At 30.2% G+C, this 15,051-nt stretch carries 15 protein-coding genes; 13 read left to right on the plus strand and 2 right to left on the minus strand.

All coding sequences use genetic code 11. The features are described 5' to 3' along the window. Window positions 1-20 precede the first annotated feature (20 nt). From RBU61_RS05965 to ant(9), 4 genes are all read left to right on the plus strand, one after another. Complete coding sequence (locus tag RBU61_RS05965) at window positions 21-683, plus strand: ABC transporter ATP-binding protein (RefSeq protein ID WP_308878701.1); 663 nt, start codon at window positions 21-23, stop codon at window positions 681-683. A 748-nt stretch (window positions 684-1,431) separates the two neighbouring features. After that, window positions 1,432-2,910: an Lsa family ABC-F type ribosomal protection protein gene (locus RBU61_RS05970; protein ID WP_308878702.1), complete on the plus strand. Its 1,479-nt coding sequence runs from the start codon at window positions 1,432-1,434 to the stop codon at window positions 2,908-2,910. A 162-nt stretch (window positions 2,911-3,072) separates the two neighbouring features. Further along, a complete protein-coding gene (locus RBU61_RS05975; RefSeq protein ID WP_308878703.1) occupies window positions 3,073-4,107 on the plus strand; it encodes a Cfr family 23S rRNA (adenine(2503)-C(8))-methyltransferase in 1,035 nt (344 codons plus the stop codon). A 250-nt stretch (window positions 4,108-4,357) separates the two neighbouring features. Continuing rightward, window positions 4,358-5,170, plus strand: a complete 813-nt coding sequence (ant(9), locus tag RBU61_RS05980; RefSeq protein ID WP_308878704.1) for an aminoglycoside nucleotidyltransferase ANT(9) — start codon at window positions 4,358-4,360, stop codon at window positions 5,168-5,170. 167 nt (window positions 5,171-5,337) lie between these two features. Here ant(9) and RBU61_RS05985 read toward each other — a convergent pair whose 3' ends face one another. Continuing rightward, window positions 5,338-5,718 carry a VOC family protein gene (locus tag RBU61_RS05985; RefSeq protein WP_308878705.1) on the minus strand — a complete coding sequence of 127 codons (381 nt, stop codon included), beginning with the start codon at window positions 5,716-5,718 and terminating at the stop codon, window positions 5,338-5,340. Window positions 5,719-5,818: 100 nt separating this feature from the next. Here RBU61_RS05985 and RBU61_RS05990 point away from each other — a divergent pair, with 100 nt between their 5' ends. From RBU61_RS05990 to RBU61_RS06015, 6 genes are all read left to right on the plus strand, one after another. Then, a complete protein-coding gene (locus RBU61_RS05990; protein WP_308878706.1) occupies window positions 5,819-6,148 on the plus strand; it encodes a helix-turn-helix domain-containing protein in 330 nt (109 codons plus the stop codon). Between the two features lie 992 nt (window positions 6,149-7,140). Then, complete coding sequence (locus RBU61_RS05995; protein ID WP_308878707.1) at window positions 7,141-7,770, plus strand: TetR family transcriptional regulator; 630 nt, start codon at window positions 7,141-7,143, stop codon at window positions 7,768-7,770. Between the two features lie 27 nt (window positions 7,771-7,797). Next, a complete protein-coding gene (locus tag RBU61_RS06000; RefSeq protein ID WP_308878708.1) occupies window positions 7,798-8,346 on the plus strand; it encodes a GNAT family protein in 549 nt (182 codons plus the stop codon). Window positions 8,347-9,020: 674 nt separating this feature from the next. Further along, a complete protein-coding gene (locus RBU61_RS06005) occupies window positions 9,021-9,425 on the plus strand; it encodes a cytidine deaminase (protein WP_308878709.1) in 405 nt (134 codons plus the stop codon). 91 nt (window positions 9,426-9,516) lie between these two features. Continuing rightward, complete coding sequence (locus RBU61_RS06010) at window positions 9,517-9,909, plus strand: GNAT family N-acetyltransferase (RefSeq protein WP_308878710.1); 393 nt, start codon at window positions 9,517-9,519, stop codon at window positions 9,907-9,909. Window positions 9,910-10,168: 259 nt separating this feature from the next. Further along, window positions 10,169-10,906 (plus strand): class I SAM-dependent methyltransferase, encoded by a 738-nt coding sequence (locus tag RBU61_RS06015; protein ID WP_308878711.1) that lies wholly within the window; start codon window positions 10,169-10,171, stop codon window positions 10,904-10,906. A 41-nt stretch (window positions 10,907-10,947) separates the two neighbouring features. Here the strand turns inward: RBU61_RS06015 and RBU61_RS06020 are convergent, their stop codons facing one another. Next, entirely contained in the window at window positions 10,948-11,250 is a 303-nt protein-coding gene (locus RBU61_RS06020; RefSeq protein ID WP_308878712.1) for an LPS biosynthesis protein, read from the minus strand. 132 nt (window positions 11,251-11,382) lie between these two features. On the opposite strand from RBU61_RS06020, the gene RBU61_RS06025 reads away from it, so the two are divergent. The 3 genes from RBU61_RS06025 (at window position 11,383) to rlmD (ending at window position 14,729) form a co-directional block, all read left to right on the plus strand. Next, complete coding sequence (locus RBU61_RS06025) at window positions 11,383-12,279, plus strand: AraC family transcriptional regulator (RefSeq protein WP_308878714.1); 897 nt, start codon at window positions 11,383-11,385, stop codon at window positions 12,277-12,279. A gap of 256 nt (window positions 12,280-12,535) precedes the next feature. Then, window positions 12,536-13,243, plus strand: a complete 708-nt coding sequence (locus RBU61_RS06030; RefSeq protein WP_308878715.1) for a class I SAM-dependent methyltransferase — start codon at window positions 12,536-12,538, stop codon at window positions 13,241-13,243. A 310-nt stretch (window positions 13,244-13,553) separates the two neighbouring features. Further along, entirely contained in the window at window positions 13,554-14,729 is a 1,176-nt protein-coding gene (gene rlmD, locus RBU61_RS06035; protein ID WP_308878716.1) for a 23S rRNA (uracil(1939)-C(5))-methyltransferase RlmD, read from the plus strand. The last annotated feature ends 322 nt before the right edge of the window (window positions 14,730-15,051 follow it).

The following is a 15,051-nucleotide window of genomic DNA, read 5'->3' on the forward strand; positions in this document are numbered from 1 at the left end:
AACGTGAGGAGAATATGATTATGAAAAAATTAATGGTTAAAGGTATAGAGAAGGTGTATGGAAGTGATGACAATAAAGTTTGTGCTTTAAGAGGTATAGATCTAGAAATAGAACCAGGTAAATTTACAGCAATAGTAGGTCAAAGCGGTTCTGGCAAAAGTACTTTACTTCATTGTATGGCAGGGCTAGATAAACCTAGTTCGGGAAGTGTTTTTGTAGATGATTTAGATTTATATACTTTAAATGATAATAGATTATCTAAAATAAGAAGAGAGGTATTTGGATTTGTATTTCAAAGTTTCAACCTAATACCAGTTATAAATGTTTATGATAATATAACTCTTCCTATATTATTAAATAAAGGTAGTATAGATAAAAGTTATTTAGATGAATTGATATTTAAATTAGGAATAGAAACTCAGATGAACAAATTTCCAAATGAATTATCTGGAGGGCAACAACAAAGAGTAGCAATAGCTAGAGCATTAGGGAGCAAACCATCAATAATATTTGCAGATGAACCTACTGGAAATTTAGATAGCGATACTACTAATGAAGTAATGAACTTATTAAAGTTTTGTGTAGATAAATATAATCAAACATTGGTTATGATAACTCATAATAATGAAATTGCAAATAGTGCTGATACAATAATAAATATAAGTGATGGAAGAATTATTTGAAACAATATATAGATAAACGAGTTCAAAAATTAATCTATTTGAGAATGTAAATAACTTTGTGCTTTAGATAAGAAACAAGCTGAGAGCTACAAACTTATCAAGATAGTTCTTGTCTAGATGCAGCAATCAATATAAGTATTAGATATAGCAATCTTGAAAAAACTCGTGGAAGAAGCGATAGAAATTCAGAATTGTATCTTTCACCAAGGAGGTATCTGATGCTTAGGACATTATTATTGTCACCTTAGGGCATATAAAGTATGTTGTGGAGATAGAGAAGAAATAGATTTTCTTGATTCTCTCTTTATTGACTTTTTATATGTATAATAGTATAATGATAAAAAAATGAAATTTGAGGTGAAAAAATGATTAATTTTTCTTGCTAAATTTTAAAGTACATTTAATACAAAGGTAAACAGGTGTGTTCTGTTTGTTTTGTTGTACTTATGCAAGAAAGTTATTCTTTTTTCTCTTAATATATACACTTGTGTTATGCTATAATCATTAGCTTAATTATGTATATCTATGAGCTGTAAGAATAATTAATTCTTGCAGCTCTTATTTTTTTATAAATAATTCGAATAAGGAGGATAAATAATATTATGATAAATAAAGACACTTTGATAACACATGATAATCTCCATATAGAGTCGGATGCTGCAGGCGACACTTATATGGAGTAATAACGAGGTCGCCTATTGTTCCGACTTTGTTATTTATACTATTAAATACAGAGGAGGACAAAAATATGTCTTTAATAAATGTTACAAGCCTAACCTTCGCTTATGAAGGTAGTTATGATAATATTTTTGAAAATGTAAGTTTTCAAATTGATACCGATTGGAAATTAGGCTTTACTGGAAGAAATGGAAGAGGAAAGACTACTTTTCTAAATCTCTTGCTTGGGAAATACGAATATAAAGGAAATATTTCAGCGGATATGACTTTTGAATATTTTCCTTATGAAGTGCAGGAGCAAAGCAATTTCACCATAGATATCATAAGGGAGATCAGTCCAAATTCAATGGATTGGGAAATAGTAAAAGAATTATCTTTGTTAGATATGGACTATGATGCTTTATATAGACAGTTTGATACACTATCTAAAGGAGAGCAGACCAAAGCATTGTTAGGTGCTATGTTTTTGAAGGAGAACTCCTTCTTACTTATTGATGAGCCTACTAATCATTTGGATGCTGAAGCTAGGGAAAAACTATGTGATTACTTGAAAAAAAAGAAAGGATTTATTCTGATTTCACATGATAGGTCTTTTTTGGATAATTGTGTTGACCATATCTTGTCTATCAATAAAACTAATATTGAAATACAAAAAGGAAATTTTTCTTCATGGTGGAGGAACAAAGAATTGCAAGATGGTTTTGAGCTAGCAGAAAACGAAAAATTGAAAAAGGATATTAACAGACTTTCAAACTCGGCGAAACGTACATCTACGTGGTCAGATAGTGTTGAAAGCAGCAAGTATGGAACTACTAATTCCGGGAGTAAATTAGATAAAGGATATGTTGGACATAAAGCTGCAAAAATGATGAAGCGTGCCAAAAATATAGAAGCTAGACAACAAAACATGATTGAGGAAAAATCAAAGCTTCTTAAAAATATTGAATCTAATGAAAGTTTAAAAATAGTACCACTTACTTTCCATGATAAAAAGCTTGTAGAACTTACAGATGTTGCAATTGAATATGATGATAAAATTGTCTGTGAAGGAGTAAACTTCACTATAGAGCAAGGTGAAAGAATTGCTATTCAAGGAAAGAATGGCAGCGGAAAATCAAGTATATTGAAATTAATTTATGGAGAAGACATCCTTCATAGTGGAATTGTAAGAAAGAATAATAAGTTGATTATTTCGTATGTTTCACAAGATACTTCAGATTTATATGGTAACCTATCTGAGTATGCAGATAAACACTCTATTGATGAGAGTTTATTTAAATCGATGCTTAGAAAACTTGATTTTTCAAGAGAACAGTTTGAAAAGAATATCGAGGATTTTAGTGGAGGACAGAAGAAAAAAGTATTGCTTGCCAAAAGTTTGTGTGAACGGGCACATTTGTATATTTGGGATGAACCATTGAATTTTATTGATGTCATTTCTCGTATGCAGATTGAGAAATTGCTAATTGAACATGAACTTACAATTTTGTTTGTTGAGCATGATAGTGCATTTTGTGAAAATGTTGCAACAAAAATAATAAAATTGTAAATGTAGAAATGGGAATTAACATGTTTAATGGGAACATAAAAATAACACACAATAGGCTCCATGCAAAGTCAGGTGTTTTGGGCGACGCTTGCATGGAGTAGTATAAGTCGCTAATTATACTGGCTTTGCTTCCTAACTATTAATAGTGGGGAGGAAGCCTAGATGAAACGGACAAAAACGAAATATGAAAAAATGAAACAAATAATATCAAATCTAAAATTACCTGATTATAGATACGAGCAGGTTACAAAAGCTATTTTTCATCAAAGGATAGATAATTTTGATGATATGCATATGCTGACAAAAGCGTTAAGGATAGCTTTAGTAAATGAGTTTGGAAATAATGTATCTAGTGTAATACCTGTTTTTTCACAAGATTCCAAACAAGCTCAAAAATTGTTATTCGAATTGACTGATGGAGAAAGAATAGAAGCTGTTGGACTAAAGTATAAACAGGGGTGGGAATCGTTTTGTATTTCTTCCCAATGTGGCTGTGGTTTTGGATGTCGTTTTTGTGCAACGGGAAGTGCGGGATTTAAACGCAATCTTACTGCTGATGAGATAACTGACCAATTACTTTATTTCTATTTCAATGACCATAGATTGAATAGTATTTCATTTATGGGAATGGGTGAGGCTTTTGCAAATCCGGAGTTATTTGCTGCAGTAAAAATTTTAAGTGATCAAAATTTATTCGGGTTAAGTCAACGAAGAATTACTATTTCAACAATTGGCATTATACCGGGAATTCAAAGATTGACCAAAGAATTTCCACAAGTGAATCTGGCTTTTTCACTTCATTCACCATTTGAAAGTCAACGAAGTGACTTAATGCCTATAAATAAAAGATTTCCATTGAATGAGGTAATGAAGACATTAGATGAGCATATCATTCATACGGGGCGACGAGTGTTTATTGCTTATATTATGCTTGAAGGAATTAATAATTCGAAAGAGCATGCAGAGGCAGTTATAGGTTTATTGAAAAATCGTGGTTCATGGAAGCATTTATATCACATTAACTTGATACCTTATAATGCTACAGACAAAACAACTTTTAAATTTCAATCTTCAAGTGCTATCAAACAATTTTACAATACACTAAAGAAAGCTGGTATTAGTGCAACTGTTAGAACACAATTTGGTTCTGAAATTAGTGCTGCTTGCGGACAGTTGTGTTATGAAAATGAATTATGATGTTAGCTCAAAAATATCCATTTGAGTAAAGAAATAGTCTCATTTTAAAGATCTTGAAAATTTTTAATTAAATATTGAAGAGTGTTGTAAGTCCCTCAGATTTTAGATTTGAGGGACTTTTTGGTTAAGATAGATAAACTTTTATACAAGACTAAAGATTAACGTTTATTTTGCTTTATTAATTTTTGCAGTTATAATAAAACTAAATGTGTAAATACAAGAGATTTTGAGGATGGAGGAGGAAAATTACATGGCAAATAATATACACCTTAAAAGTGCACCAAATCAAGCCCTTCAGGTATTGGAAGTAATCGAAGAGCTATTTGAGAATCAGTTGATAGGAATTTATCTATATGGTTCAGCGATACTTGGAGGTCTGCATATTAACAGTGATGTGGACATTTTAGTGATTATTAATCAAGATTTGACAGAAGCAACAAGAAACGAGTTGACTAAGCGCTTAATGTTTATATCCGGAAAAATTGGATGTAAAAACTTAAAAAGACCCCTTGAAGTGACTGTAATAAATCAAAATGATATTTCTCCTTGGCAGTTCCCACCTAAATGTGAATTTATGTATGGAGAGTGGCTAAGGGAGCAAATGGAGGCAGGGGATATTCCCCAAGCATATTATGACCCTGACGTGGCAATACTCTTGTGGCAGGCAAGAAGCCATAGTTTATCTTTGAAAGGACCGGAAGCGATTAAAGTAATAGAGCACATACCAATGAAAGACATCCAAAAAGCAATTAGATGTTCTTTACCAGAATTGATTGCTGGTGTAAAAGGTGATGAACGGAATGTGCTTTTGACATTAGCCAGAATGTGGTTTACAATATCCACTGGTGAAATTTGTTCAAAAGATATGGCAGCAGAATGGGCAACTCCCAGACTTCCACAAAATCTTGCTGTACTACTTGAAATAGCTCGAAAAGCTTATCTGGGTGAATGTGATGATTGCTGGAGCGATTTAGAAGCTGAGATAACTTCACTTGTTACCTTTATGAACAAGTCCATTGAAAGTTTGCTTGATAACATAGATAATTCCGATTTAACGAAGTAATTTTTAAAAGGATGAAAACTCTTTGGAGAGTAATAGTAAATTAAAGGTAATTTTAAATAAGACAATAAAAAACCACGACAATTTGTAATTGTCGTGGTTTAACTGTACTTTTAAAACGGTAAATAGACAAGATTTAGAACTTTAAGTAGTTCTTTACTTGATTTGACTTAACCACGAAATTCGATATGTTCGTCGTCTGGGCCTTTAAAGACTACTCTTTTCCAACCTTTTTCTCGAGGAGTTCTGGGCCTGGTGATATGCGGCTTGGTCACAACAGGCACACCCGCTTTTATGAGTCTATCGTAATCTGCATCGAAGTCATCGCTAATAAGGCAAAAGTGGTATCCGGAATTCACTTTTTTATTTGTCCAATTCTCAAGTTCTAATACAGTCTCACCTAGCTGAAGATAGACAACTTTTTCAATCTCGGGTATACCAGGAACATCATGTTCAAAATATTTTTTAAATCCAAAGTTTTTTTCATAAAATTCAATAGACTTTTTTCTGTCTTTTACAGAAATTGCAATATGATCAATGTGTGTAAACATTTATCTAGCCGGCCTTCTTTGAATATTTCTTTACGGGCACTTTTCAGTTCAATACTAACCAAATAGTAAGTATTAAATAAATATAATTGGAGGAAGCACAATGTCGTGTGATAAATCATGTCCGATTGAACATACTGTAAATTTGATAGGGCATAAATGGAAAGTCTTAATAATAAGAAATCTGGTTAATAACGGAACTCAAAGATTCTCTGAACTAAGTAAAGGAATTAGTGGAATAAGCCAGAAGATGCTAACACAGCAACTGAGACAGTTGGAGTCAGACGGAATAGTTCATAGAAAGGTTTATCCAGAAGTACCACCGAGGGTAGAATACTCACTAACTGAACTTGGACACTCATTGAAACCAATCTTGGATTCTATGAACACATGGGGTGTTGAACACATTAAGCAAATCAGTATTAAACAATAAAAATCAATCCTAGTAATTTTTAAAAATGTCACCTTCTAAGGAGCTATTATATTTTTAAACATACCTATCTAGAAAGATATCCTACAACCTACTGGGGATATCTTTATTTTCATCAAATTATACTATTAATAATAACCTATGTAACGCCTGGAATTTGAGACACCTTGAGGATATATCAAGTTCTTGATTCATCAATCTTAAATAACTTAGCTTAATTTGGCACTACATTTTTACACTTGAGTAATAATGTTAATCTAGGCGAAGGCTTATGGAAGGTCTCTAGTTATCTTTAAGGTCTATTGTAAAGTTTGCTGTTGAAAGTATAAATATAAGAGTCTAGAGATTCATTTGCATCCTCGATGTTATGAATATCATGAAACCTGTTGAATAGTTTTTAAACTAATTAAAATGGTAATAACGTGAGCATTAGCTCCTGTAGGTGAATTAAAACTGAACTATAAGAAATCTTCGCAAGATGGATTTGGGGATTTAAACTATAGTATAACTGGAAAACCTTCGCAAAAGAACTTATGGGAAGATATACTCCAAATCAAATGACTTTAAAACAGGGAGATTAGTATTGAATAGCGATCAACCGAACTTGGTACTGTATTAATCGCTCTGACTATGTCCATATAGTTGATGAATTTTGGGTTGATTAAAAAAAGGAGAATATTATGATTAATATAATAACCAATCCACGTTGAAATAGGACAGATAAACCACTATATGTAGTGTTTTTTTAGAGCAAAAAATAAGCAAAAAAATGAGCTAAAAAAGTGTATTTTTCGGCTCGTTTTTTTGCCCAATTTATAGATGATATCGAGTTTTTGATCAAAAAACAATAATCCCTCGCTTTCTAGTTCCTTTAATTGCATGCTTAGGTAACTTGCTTAAACGAAACCATATTAAAATTATAACTTGACTTAGATATTACTGCTGCTTATAATTAAAATAGACATGGATATCTATTTTGGAAGGAGGGAGATTAAATGTCACCTAGGGTCGGAGATATGTATAAACAAAATAGAAAAGAAGAAATACTTGAAGCAGCAAAACGTGTTTTTATTATGTTCGGATATAATAAAGCTACAATGCAAGATGTAATTGAAGAAGCTAAAATGTCAAGGGGAGGTGTCTACGCTTACTTTGATAATATTGAACATGTATTTGTAGAAGTTCTGAAGCTTGATGATAAGAAGGATTCCAAAGTTTTTATAGAACCAGTTAAAGGGATATCATTATGGACTCAGCTGGATGAATTTTTACAATTACAGCAAACAGAAGTCGAAAATGTTAAAGATTCGCTTGTACGTGCGAAATCAGAGTTTTTTTTACGGTTAGACTCTATTAAGAACAAAGAATCCGTGCATTATATCACAAAAAGATATATCAAATTGAAAAATGCGATTGAGAAGTTTATTAATATGGGGATAGTACAAAATGAATTCAATCCTGTTCTTCCACCTGAAAGTATAGCTCTATATATGATTTCATTTATTGACGGGTTGACACTCAATTCGCTTAATATTGGTAAAAAAGAAACCAGAATCGACGATCAGCTAGCTGCATTCAAGCACTCTCTAAGATCAATACTTAGGCCTGAAACAGTAAAAGAATAAAAATAAATCAATGAAAGGAATGTTCATATGCTATTTGAATCAGATAGAATCATTTTACGTAAGATGACATCAGAAGACACAGAATTATATCATCAATGGAGAAATGATATAGAGGTTATGCAGTCTACTGCACCGCTTTTAGATGTTTACAATATTAAAGAAACAGAAGAATTTGTTACTCATGTGATATTAGGGTCACATTTTTCCAAGAGCTATATTATAGTCGAGAAAAAATCTAAGAAACCAATTGGAGTTACTTCTTTGATCAATATTGATTATAAGAATCGCAATGCCGAATGTATTATTGATATTGGAGATAAAGAAGCATGGGGTAAGGGTTATGGAGCGGAGGCTATGAAATTACTTCTTGATTTCAGCTTTTTAGAAATGAATTTACACAGAATATTCTTAAGAGTTTTTTCTTTTAATGATAGAGCTATAAAACTATACGAGAAATTAGGCTTTCAACAGGAAGGAAAATTACGGGAAACCATTTTTCGTGGTGGGCAATGGCACGATATTCTCCATATGTCAATTTTGGAAAATGAATACGCAGAAAAAAGGAAAAGTCAGTAAAAAAAATGCAAAGAAATACATATTGTATATGTGAGAATATAAGAAGATTGTCACTGAATGTGTCAATTATCAAAGAGCCAGACGTTAAGACGCAGAGTTGATAACCATTGAGAAAACTCATGGTCATCGGCTCTTTCATATGTCCGCCAAATAAAAAAACGTATCCAATGATCATCTCATTTTTAAATGTAGTCATGGATATTTCCCAGACATAACTCATTCTTTAAGCATTTGTCTAAACCTCCAAAGATGCAAATCTACTTTAACTTGACACTATGTAGATATAAAGAGTCTTTTAGGTCTTTGATTAAAATTTAAATTGGTTATTGTTATGGATAAATATCAAATCCAATTTAAATAAATATCTTTCTCAATTTCAGACATAAAACAATATTATTGGGAAAGCCATTCAGCTTTTGCATAAGAGGTGCTAAAAAATATGACATCAGGGTTATTATTTAACTCGTCTGTTTTAAAAACCAAGCTATTACGGTAAAATTTGGTTGAAGTAATAATGATAATGGGATAAGATTATACAATAAAAAGGAATTTGAAATTGTAATTTAAAAAGAATTAAGATTACAAAGCATAAGTTTTATTTCATGATAAAATGCTGTAGTCAAGATTTTCAAATTAGCCCAGTGATAGTTTGGGATTGAAGGAGTGATAGGATTATGGATATTTGGGAAGAAATGTATAAGAAAGCTAGAATAGTTCAGAATGGAAGAGAGATTTCTCCATTCATAGAAGCCGGCGGCGTTGCTGCTGCAATTTTAACTAAAGAAGATAATATTTATGTTGGTGTTTGTATTGACACTGCCAGTACTCTAGGAATGTGTGCGGAGAGAAATGCCATTGCTAACATGATTACAAATGGAGAAAGTCAAATAGTTAAAGTCGTAGCGGTCATGCCCGGCGGTAAAGTTGGTTCCCCCTGTGGTGCTTGCAGAGAATATATGATGCAGTTAGACCGTGAAAGCGGCGAGATTGAAATTTTGCTTGATCTTGAAACTAAAAAAACGGTTAAATTAAAAGAGCTCATTCCAGATTGGTGGGGATATGACAGATTTAATTCATAAACGTTGATAAACAAATTCCAGTAAATTAAGCAGACTAACTGGTGTAAAAATAGGAATTTGAAGGAAAGGTTTATATAATAGGAGGCAGTTTATGGAGCTAAGATATACAACGAAGTTCCCAGCAAAAGAAGACTTATATGCCCTTTATGGGAATCTGGGATGGAATGACTTTTTAAAGTTGTCTCCGGAACAGTTATTAATTGCAATGAAGCAAAGCTGGTATTCTATTTATGTATACAGTGGAAATAAACTTGTTGCAACAGGCAGGATTGTTTCAGACGGGATTATTAATGCCTATTTATGTGGACTAGGCGTTGATTCTCATTTTAGAGACCGGGGAATCGGAACAGAAATAAGTAAAAGATTGATGACTCATTGTCTTAAAAATAATTTACATATACAACTTTTCCGCGAAGAGAACTTAGTCCCGTATTATAAGAAAGTGGGGCTCGAAAAATTTGCAATAGGTATGCAGGTGAAATAAAGAAATAGCTGGACAAAATTAGCAAATCTTGAAGTAATCATCTATAAAACTTGGGCATATAAACGGAAATAAACAGGAATTGGAAGGATTAAAACATCGCTTATAAAGCCAATTTACATTAGTTTGGGAGGTTTAAATGATTAAATATTTAGATACTTGTAAGGAAACTAATCGCCTACAAATACGACCATTAAATATTGAAGATAGTAGATAGTTTATAGTTATATATTAAGTGCATTTATGTGGAGGAGATATTATTATGAAACATGATAATTTAGAAGAATATAGAGACCCTATAAATTATGATTTAGAATTTGGAGGGGAAACTGATAAATATAACTTTTATCTTGAACTTGCTAAATCAAATCCAGGAGAAGTTTTGGAACTGGCTTGTGGTACTGGGCTTACAGGAATACATTTGGCACAATCAGGCATAGAGGTTTTAGGGGTAGATATAACTAAGGATATGATAGAGTATGGAAGAATTAAGGGAGAAGGTTTACCTATAACTTTTATAGAGGGAGATGCTAGAACATTTCAAACAGAAAAGCGTTTTTCTATGGTATTTTTAACGGGAAATGCATTTCAAGCATTTTTAAATGAAGAGGATCAAAATAGATTACTTCAAACAGTATACAAACATTTGAATACAAATGGAATATTTGCATTTGAAACTAGAAACCCTTTGGGAACAGATTTATCTGAAGAAGATGAAGATATTTGGGGAGAATTTACAGATAAAGATGGAGTAGTAGTGAAAGTATCTGGAACGCAGTCTTATGATGATAAAAATAATATAATGCACTGGACTACTTTTCGCGACTGGGGATTTAAAAAGACTACATCTAGAATAGCTTGCAAATTTACAGATAATGAAACTTTAAAATCCTTATTAGAAAGAAATGGATTCGTCATAGAAAATCAATATTCAGATTGGAACAAAACAGAATTTTCACCTTTAGATTCTAGTATTATTAGTATTTGTAGAAAAATTTAGTTGAAATAAAAAAGTAGAGAAATTTAAACTTCTCTACTTTTTTATTTATTAAAATCTTCTGCTATGGTGTGTTCTGTTAATTCAGATATGTTCATTATCTTTTTATTTATCATATTATGAAAACAATTAGGCAAATGGTCTTCATGTGCCCTATGTATTGCAACACATTCAATACATTTACCATGAAATTTACAGGCTTTTGTACAAGAGCAATGGTCCTGTGTTTTCATAGCATTTCTTAAATCTTCAACAAATTCATCTTGAATTTTCAATCCTTCTGCTCTATTTCCCTTATGAAACTCTTCCATAGCTTTTTTCTCTTTTGGATTTCCATCAATAATCATATAATCCCTCCTAGATTTTAAAACATTGATTATTATATTTACTGATATATAATAATATCATCTTAAAATATTTTTAAATAGGCAAATATCAGCAAAATAATATAATAATATTATCAAAAATAGGTGATAGAAATGAAAGAAAATATTATACATTCAACAAATCCATTGGAAAGCACATCATTTCCATTTTTAACTTTAGAGATTAAAAATGAAAACTGCTTCCCAAGTAACTTAGGTTTTAGAAAAATTCACTGGCATGAAGAATTACAGTTTATATATGTTTTAGAGGGAATAATAAAAATTAAAACAATAAATGAATCAATTGAATTGAAAAAGGGAGAGGCAATATTTATAAATAAAGGGGTTTTACATGAAACTACTGAAAAGTCAGATTGTCATTATAGGAGTTTTATATTTCATGAAAAGTTTTTAACCTTTTATTCAGGAAGCTTTATGGAGAAAAACAATGTTTTACCTATTACTAATAATTTTGCCATTCATTCTATAGTATTTAAACCCACAAAACAATGGAAAGTGGAAGTCTTAAAAATACTAGAAGAGTTAAATAAGTTAGAAAAGAATAAACTAAATGAAGAAAATTATGAGTATAAAGTTTCTATGAAATTAATAAATATTTGGTTTTTTATTATATCTAATATAGATATAGAAGAAGTGAAATCATCTACAACTAATAATGTTAAATATAATAGAGTTAGAAAATTTTTGTCTTATATAAGTTTAAACTATGAAAATAATATTTCATTAAAAGATATTGCAGAAAGTGGTAATGTAAGTGAATCAGAGTGTATTCGTTGTTTTAAGAGTATCATTTACACAACTCCATATAAATATTTATTGGAATATAGATTGAATAAAAGTATAGATTTATTAAAGAATACAGATTATTCTATAACGGAAATAGGAGCTATGGTTGGATTTAATCATAGCAGTCATTATATTAAATATTTTAAAGAACATTTAAATATGACTCCATTAGAATTTAGAAATATAAATAAAAAATCAATATAAAAACAGTCATTATATATTGGCTACTTGGCATGAGTTAGTTCAGTTTGAATCTATTTCTGTTATTTTTTAAGTTTTCTTATAATTAGATAATAATAGATTGAATTCAGTTTTTGATGTATTAGAAAAAACTTTCCAGAATTTTTGTATCCAATATAAGATCCCTATAAATAGTAAAATAAGAAACAATTATATTGTATAATAAACTATATAGATAGTAAATCTTGTTATAAATATATAAAATTAAAAGGAGGCCAATATGTCTAAATTTTATGATGAAATATCAAAATATTATGATGATATATTTCCAACCGGAAAATATCAAGTAGATTTATTAAGAGAAGTTTTAGGAGAAGAAAGCAAAGATATATTAGATATAGCTTGTGGTAATGGAGGATATTCAAAGGTACTAAGTGATTTAGGACATAAAGTGACGGCAGTAGATTTAAATGAAAGTATGATAGAAATATTAAATAAAAACTATGAAAATATTAATGGAAAAGTCTTAAATATGTTAGATATAGATAAATTAGGTGAAAAATATGATTTAGCTTACTGTATAGGAAATTCACTAGTTCATTTAGATAATGATGAAGAAATATTAGATTTTTTAATTAAGTCTAAAGAAATATTAAAAGAAGATGGAAATTTAGTATTACAAATAATAAACTATAATAGAATATTAGATAAAAAAGTTGATAGTCTACCAGCTATAGAAAATGAAAAGTTAAAGTTTTATAGATTCTATGAATATGTAGAAGATGAGAATAAAATTGATTTTAAAACAATATTAGAAGTTGATGATAATAAATTTGAAAATAGTGAACTTCTGTATCCAATAAGGTCAGAAAAATTAAAGGAATTATTAAATAAAGCAGGATATAATGATGTTAAAATCTATGGAAGTTTTAAAAAAGATGAGTATGATGAAGTAGAATCTTATGCTACTGTAGTTGTGGCAAAGTAATAGAGAATCCCCTTGTTCTAATTTTATTATAGAGCAGGGGATTAAAAATTAATTATAATTTAACCAATCAATGGAATACTAAATTATTAAAGGTACACCTTTACAAAATAAATCTTCACCTATATCAAACTTTGGGTTATGATGTGGGTATTTCCTCTATCTATTTCTTTTATACTACTTAAATAATTATAGCATATTTTATGTATAATATTTTATTTTTAATTTATACTTTAACTAAGTTTTTACTTATATTCTAAACTATTATATAATGATTAATAATACATAATAAAATTAAAACTTAAGAGGAAAGGTGAAAATTATGAGAGAATTATCGGGAAAAACAATAAGACCAAAATGTAAATATTATAGTGAATGTGGTGGGTGCCAGTTGCAATACCTTTCCTATGAAGACCAACTGGTTTTAAAAGAAAATCAAGTAAAAAAATTAATGGGAAATCTTTGTGATGTAAATGAAATCATTGGAACAGAAAGTCCATATAGATATAGAAATAAATCTCATTATACTTTTGGAAAGAATAGGAAAAATACGATTATATCAGGAATGTACGCTAAAAATTCCCATAGTGTTATAGATATAGATACTTGTATAATCCAAAATGAAAACTCAGATAAAATAGTGCAAACTATTAAATCTATGATGAAATCTTTTAAAATGGAACCATATAATGAAGATAGTAGAACTGGATTTTTAAGACATATACTTATAAAAAATGGAGTGAATACTGGAGAGTATTTAGTAGTATTAGTTGTTGGAGATAAAGTTTTTCCAGGTAAGAAAAACTTTATAAAAGCATTATTAAAAAAACATCCAGAAATAACTTCAGTAGTATTAAATGTAAATAATAGAAGAACATCAGTAGTTCTTGGAGATTATGAGACTACAATATATGGAAAGGGATTTATAGAAGATATATTATGTGGAAAGAGGTTTAGAATATCCTCAAAATCTTTTTACCAAATAAATCCTATTCAAACGGAAAAATTATATAAAAAAGCAATAGAAATGGCTAATATAAATAAAGATGAAATAGTAATAGATGCTTATTCAGGCATAGGAACAATTTCAATTGTGGCAGCTGATTATGCTAAAGAAGTTATAGGAGTAGAGTTGAATAGAGATTCTGTTAGAAATGCAATATCAAATGCCAAGATAAATAAAGTTGATAATGTATATTTTATAAATCAAGATGCAGGAGAATATATGGTGAAAAAATCATTAAAAGGTGAAAACGTAGATTTAGTAATAATGGATCCACCTAGAGAAGGTAGTGATGAAAACTTTTTATCATCTGTTGTAAAATTATCCCCTAAAAAAGTGGTCTATATTTCATGTAATCCTGAAACTCAAGAAAGGGATGTAAAGTATTTAATAAAACATGACTATAAGATAAAAGAAATTCAACCAGTAGATATGTTTCCACAGACAGATCATGTTGAAGTCGTAACACTGCTTGTGAAAGAGTAAAACGACTGAAGAAGCAGATGTACGTCTCATGTCAGGAATGTCCAAGAACATGAGCAGAGCGAAGTGTGATTGGGAACATTCTACGACGGAGAGTATAATTCTGATGACGTATTGTGGTTCAGAGGAGAAATAATAAGACTTGAGCACAACATATAGTGGTTGTAGGCTGAAAAAAGGGTCAAAAATCGGCTAAAATATAGATGACATTGGATAATTAGAGTTATGATAGATGGTAATTGGGAAAATTAGGTTGATAAATGGATGGATGACTTATATACTATAGATGAACGTAAGTAAATTATTGTCTATAAGGAGATTTTAA

Origin of the sequence: Tissierella sp. MB52-C2 (genome assembly GCF_030931715.1) — a bacterium.
GTDB lineage: Bacteria > Bacillota > Clostridia > Tissierellales > Tissierellaceae > Tissierella.

What these genes read in the sequence shown, in the direction of transcription:
- RBU61_RS06015 (WP_308878711.1), top strand. Translation starts at nt 10,169, where the DNA reads ATGAAACATGATAATTTAGAAGAATATAGAGACCCTATAAATTATGAT.
- RBU61_RS06010 (WP_308878710.1), top strand. Translation starts at nt 9,517, where the DNA reads ATGGAGCTAAGATATACAACGAAGTTCCCAGCAAAAGAAGACTTATAT.
- RBU61_RS06030 (WP_308878715.1), top strand. Translation starts at nt 12,536, where the DNA reads ATGTCTAAATTTTATGATGAAATATCAAAATATTATGATGATATATTT.
- RBU61_RS05990 (WP_308878706.1), top strand. Translation starts at nt 5,819, where the DNA reads ATGTCGTGTGATAAATCATGTCCGATTGAACATACTGTAAATTTGATA.
- RBU61_RS05965 (WP_308878701.1), top strand. Translation starts at nt 21, where the DNA reads ATGAAAAAATTAATGGTTAAAGGTATAGAGAAGGTGTATGGAAGTGAT.
- RBU61_RS06000 (WP_308878708.1), top strand. Translation starts at nt 7,798, where the DNA reads ATGCTATTTGAATCAGATAGAATCATTTTACGTAAGATGACATCAGAA.
- RBU61_RS06020 (WP_308878712.1), bottom strand. Translation starts at nt 11,250, where the DNA reads ATGATTATTGATGGAAATCCAAAAGAGAAAAAAGCTATGGAAGAGTTT.
- RBU61_RS06005 (WP_308878709.1), top strand. Translation starts at nt 9,021, where the DNA reads ATGGATATTTGGGAAGAAATGTATAAGAAAGCTAGAATAGTTCAGAAT.
- RBU61_RS05970 (WP_308878702.1), top strand. Translation starts at nt 1,432, where the DNA reads ATGTCTTTAATAAATGTTACAAGCCTAACCTTCGCTTATGAAGGTAGT.
- RBU61_RS05985 (WP_308878705.1), bottom strand. Translation starts at nt 5,718, where the DNA reads ATGTTTACACACATTGATCATATTGCAATTTCTGTAAAAGACAGAAAA.
- RBU61_RS06025 (WP_308878714.1), top strand. Translation starts at nt 11,383, where the DNA reads ATGAAAGAAAATATTATACATTCAACAAATCCATTGGAAAGCACATCA.
- RBU61_RS05975 (WP_308878703.1), top strand. Translation starts at nt 3,073, where the DNA reads ATGAAACGGACAAAAACGAAATATGAAAAAATGAAACAAATAATATCA.
- RBU61_RS05995 (WP_308878707.1), top strand. Translation starts at nt 7,141, where the DNA reads ATGTCACCTAGGGTCGGAGATATGTATAAACAAAATAGAAAAGAAGAA.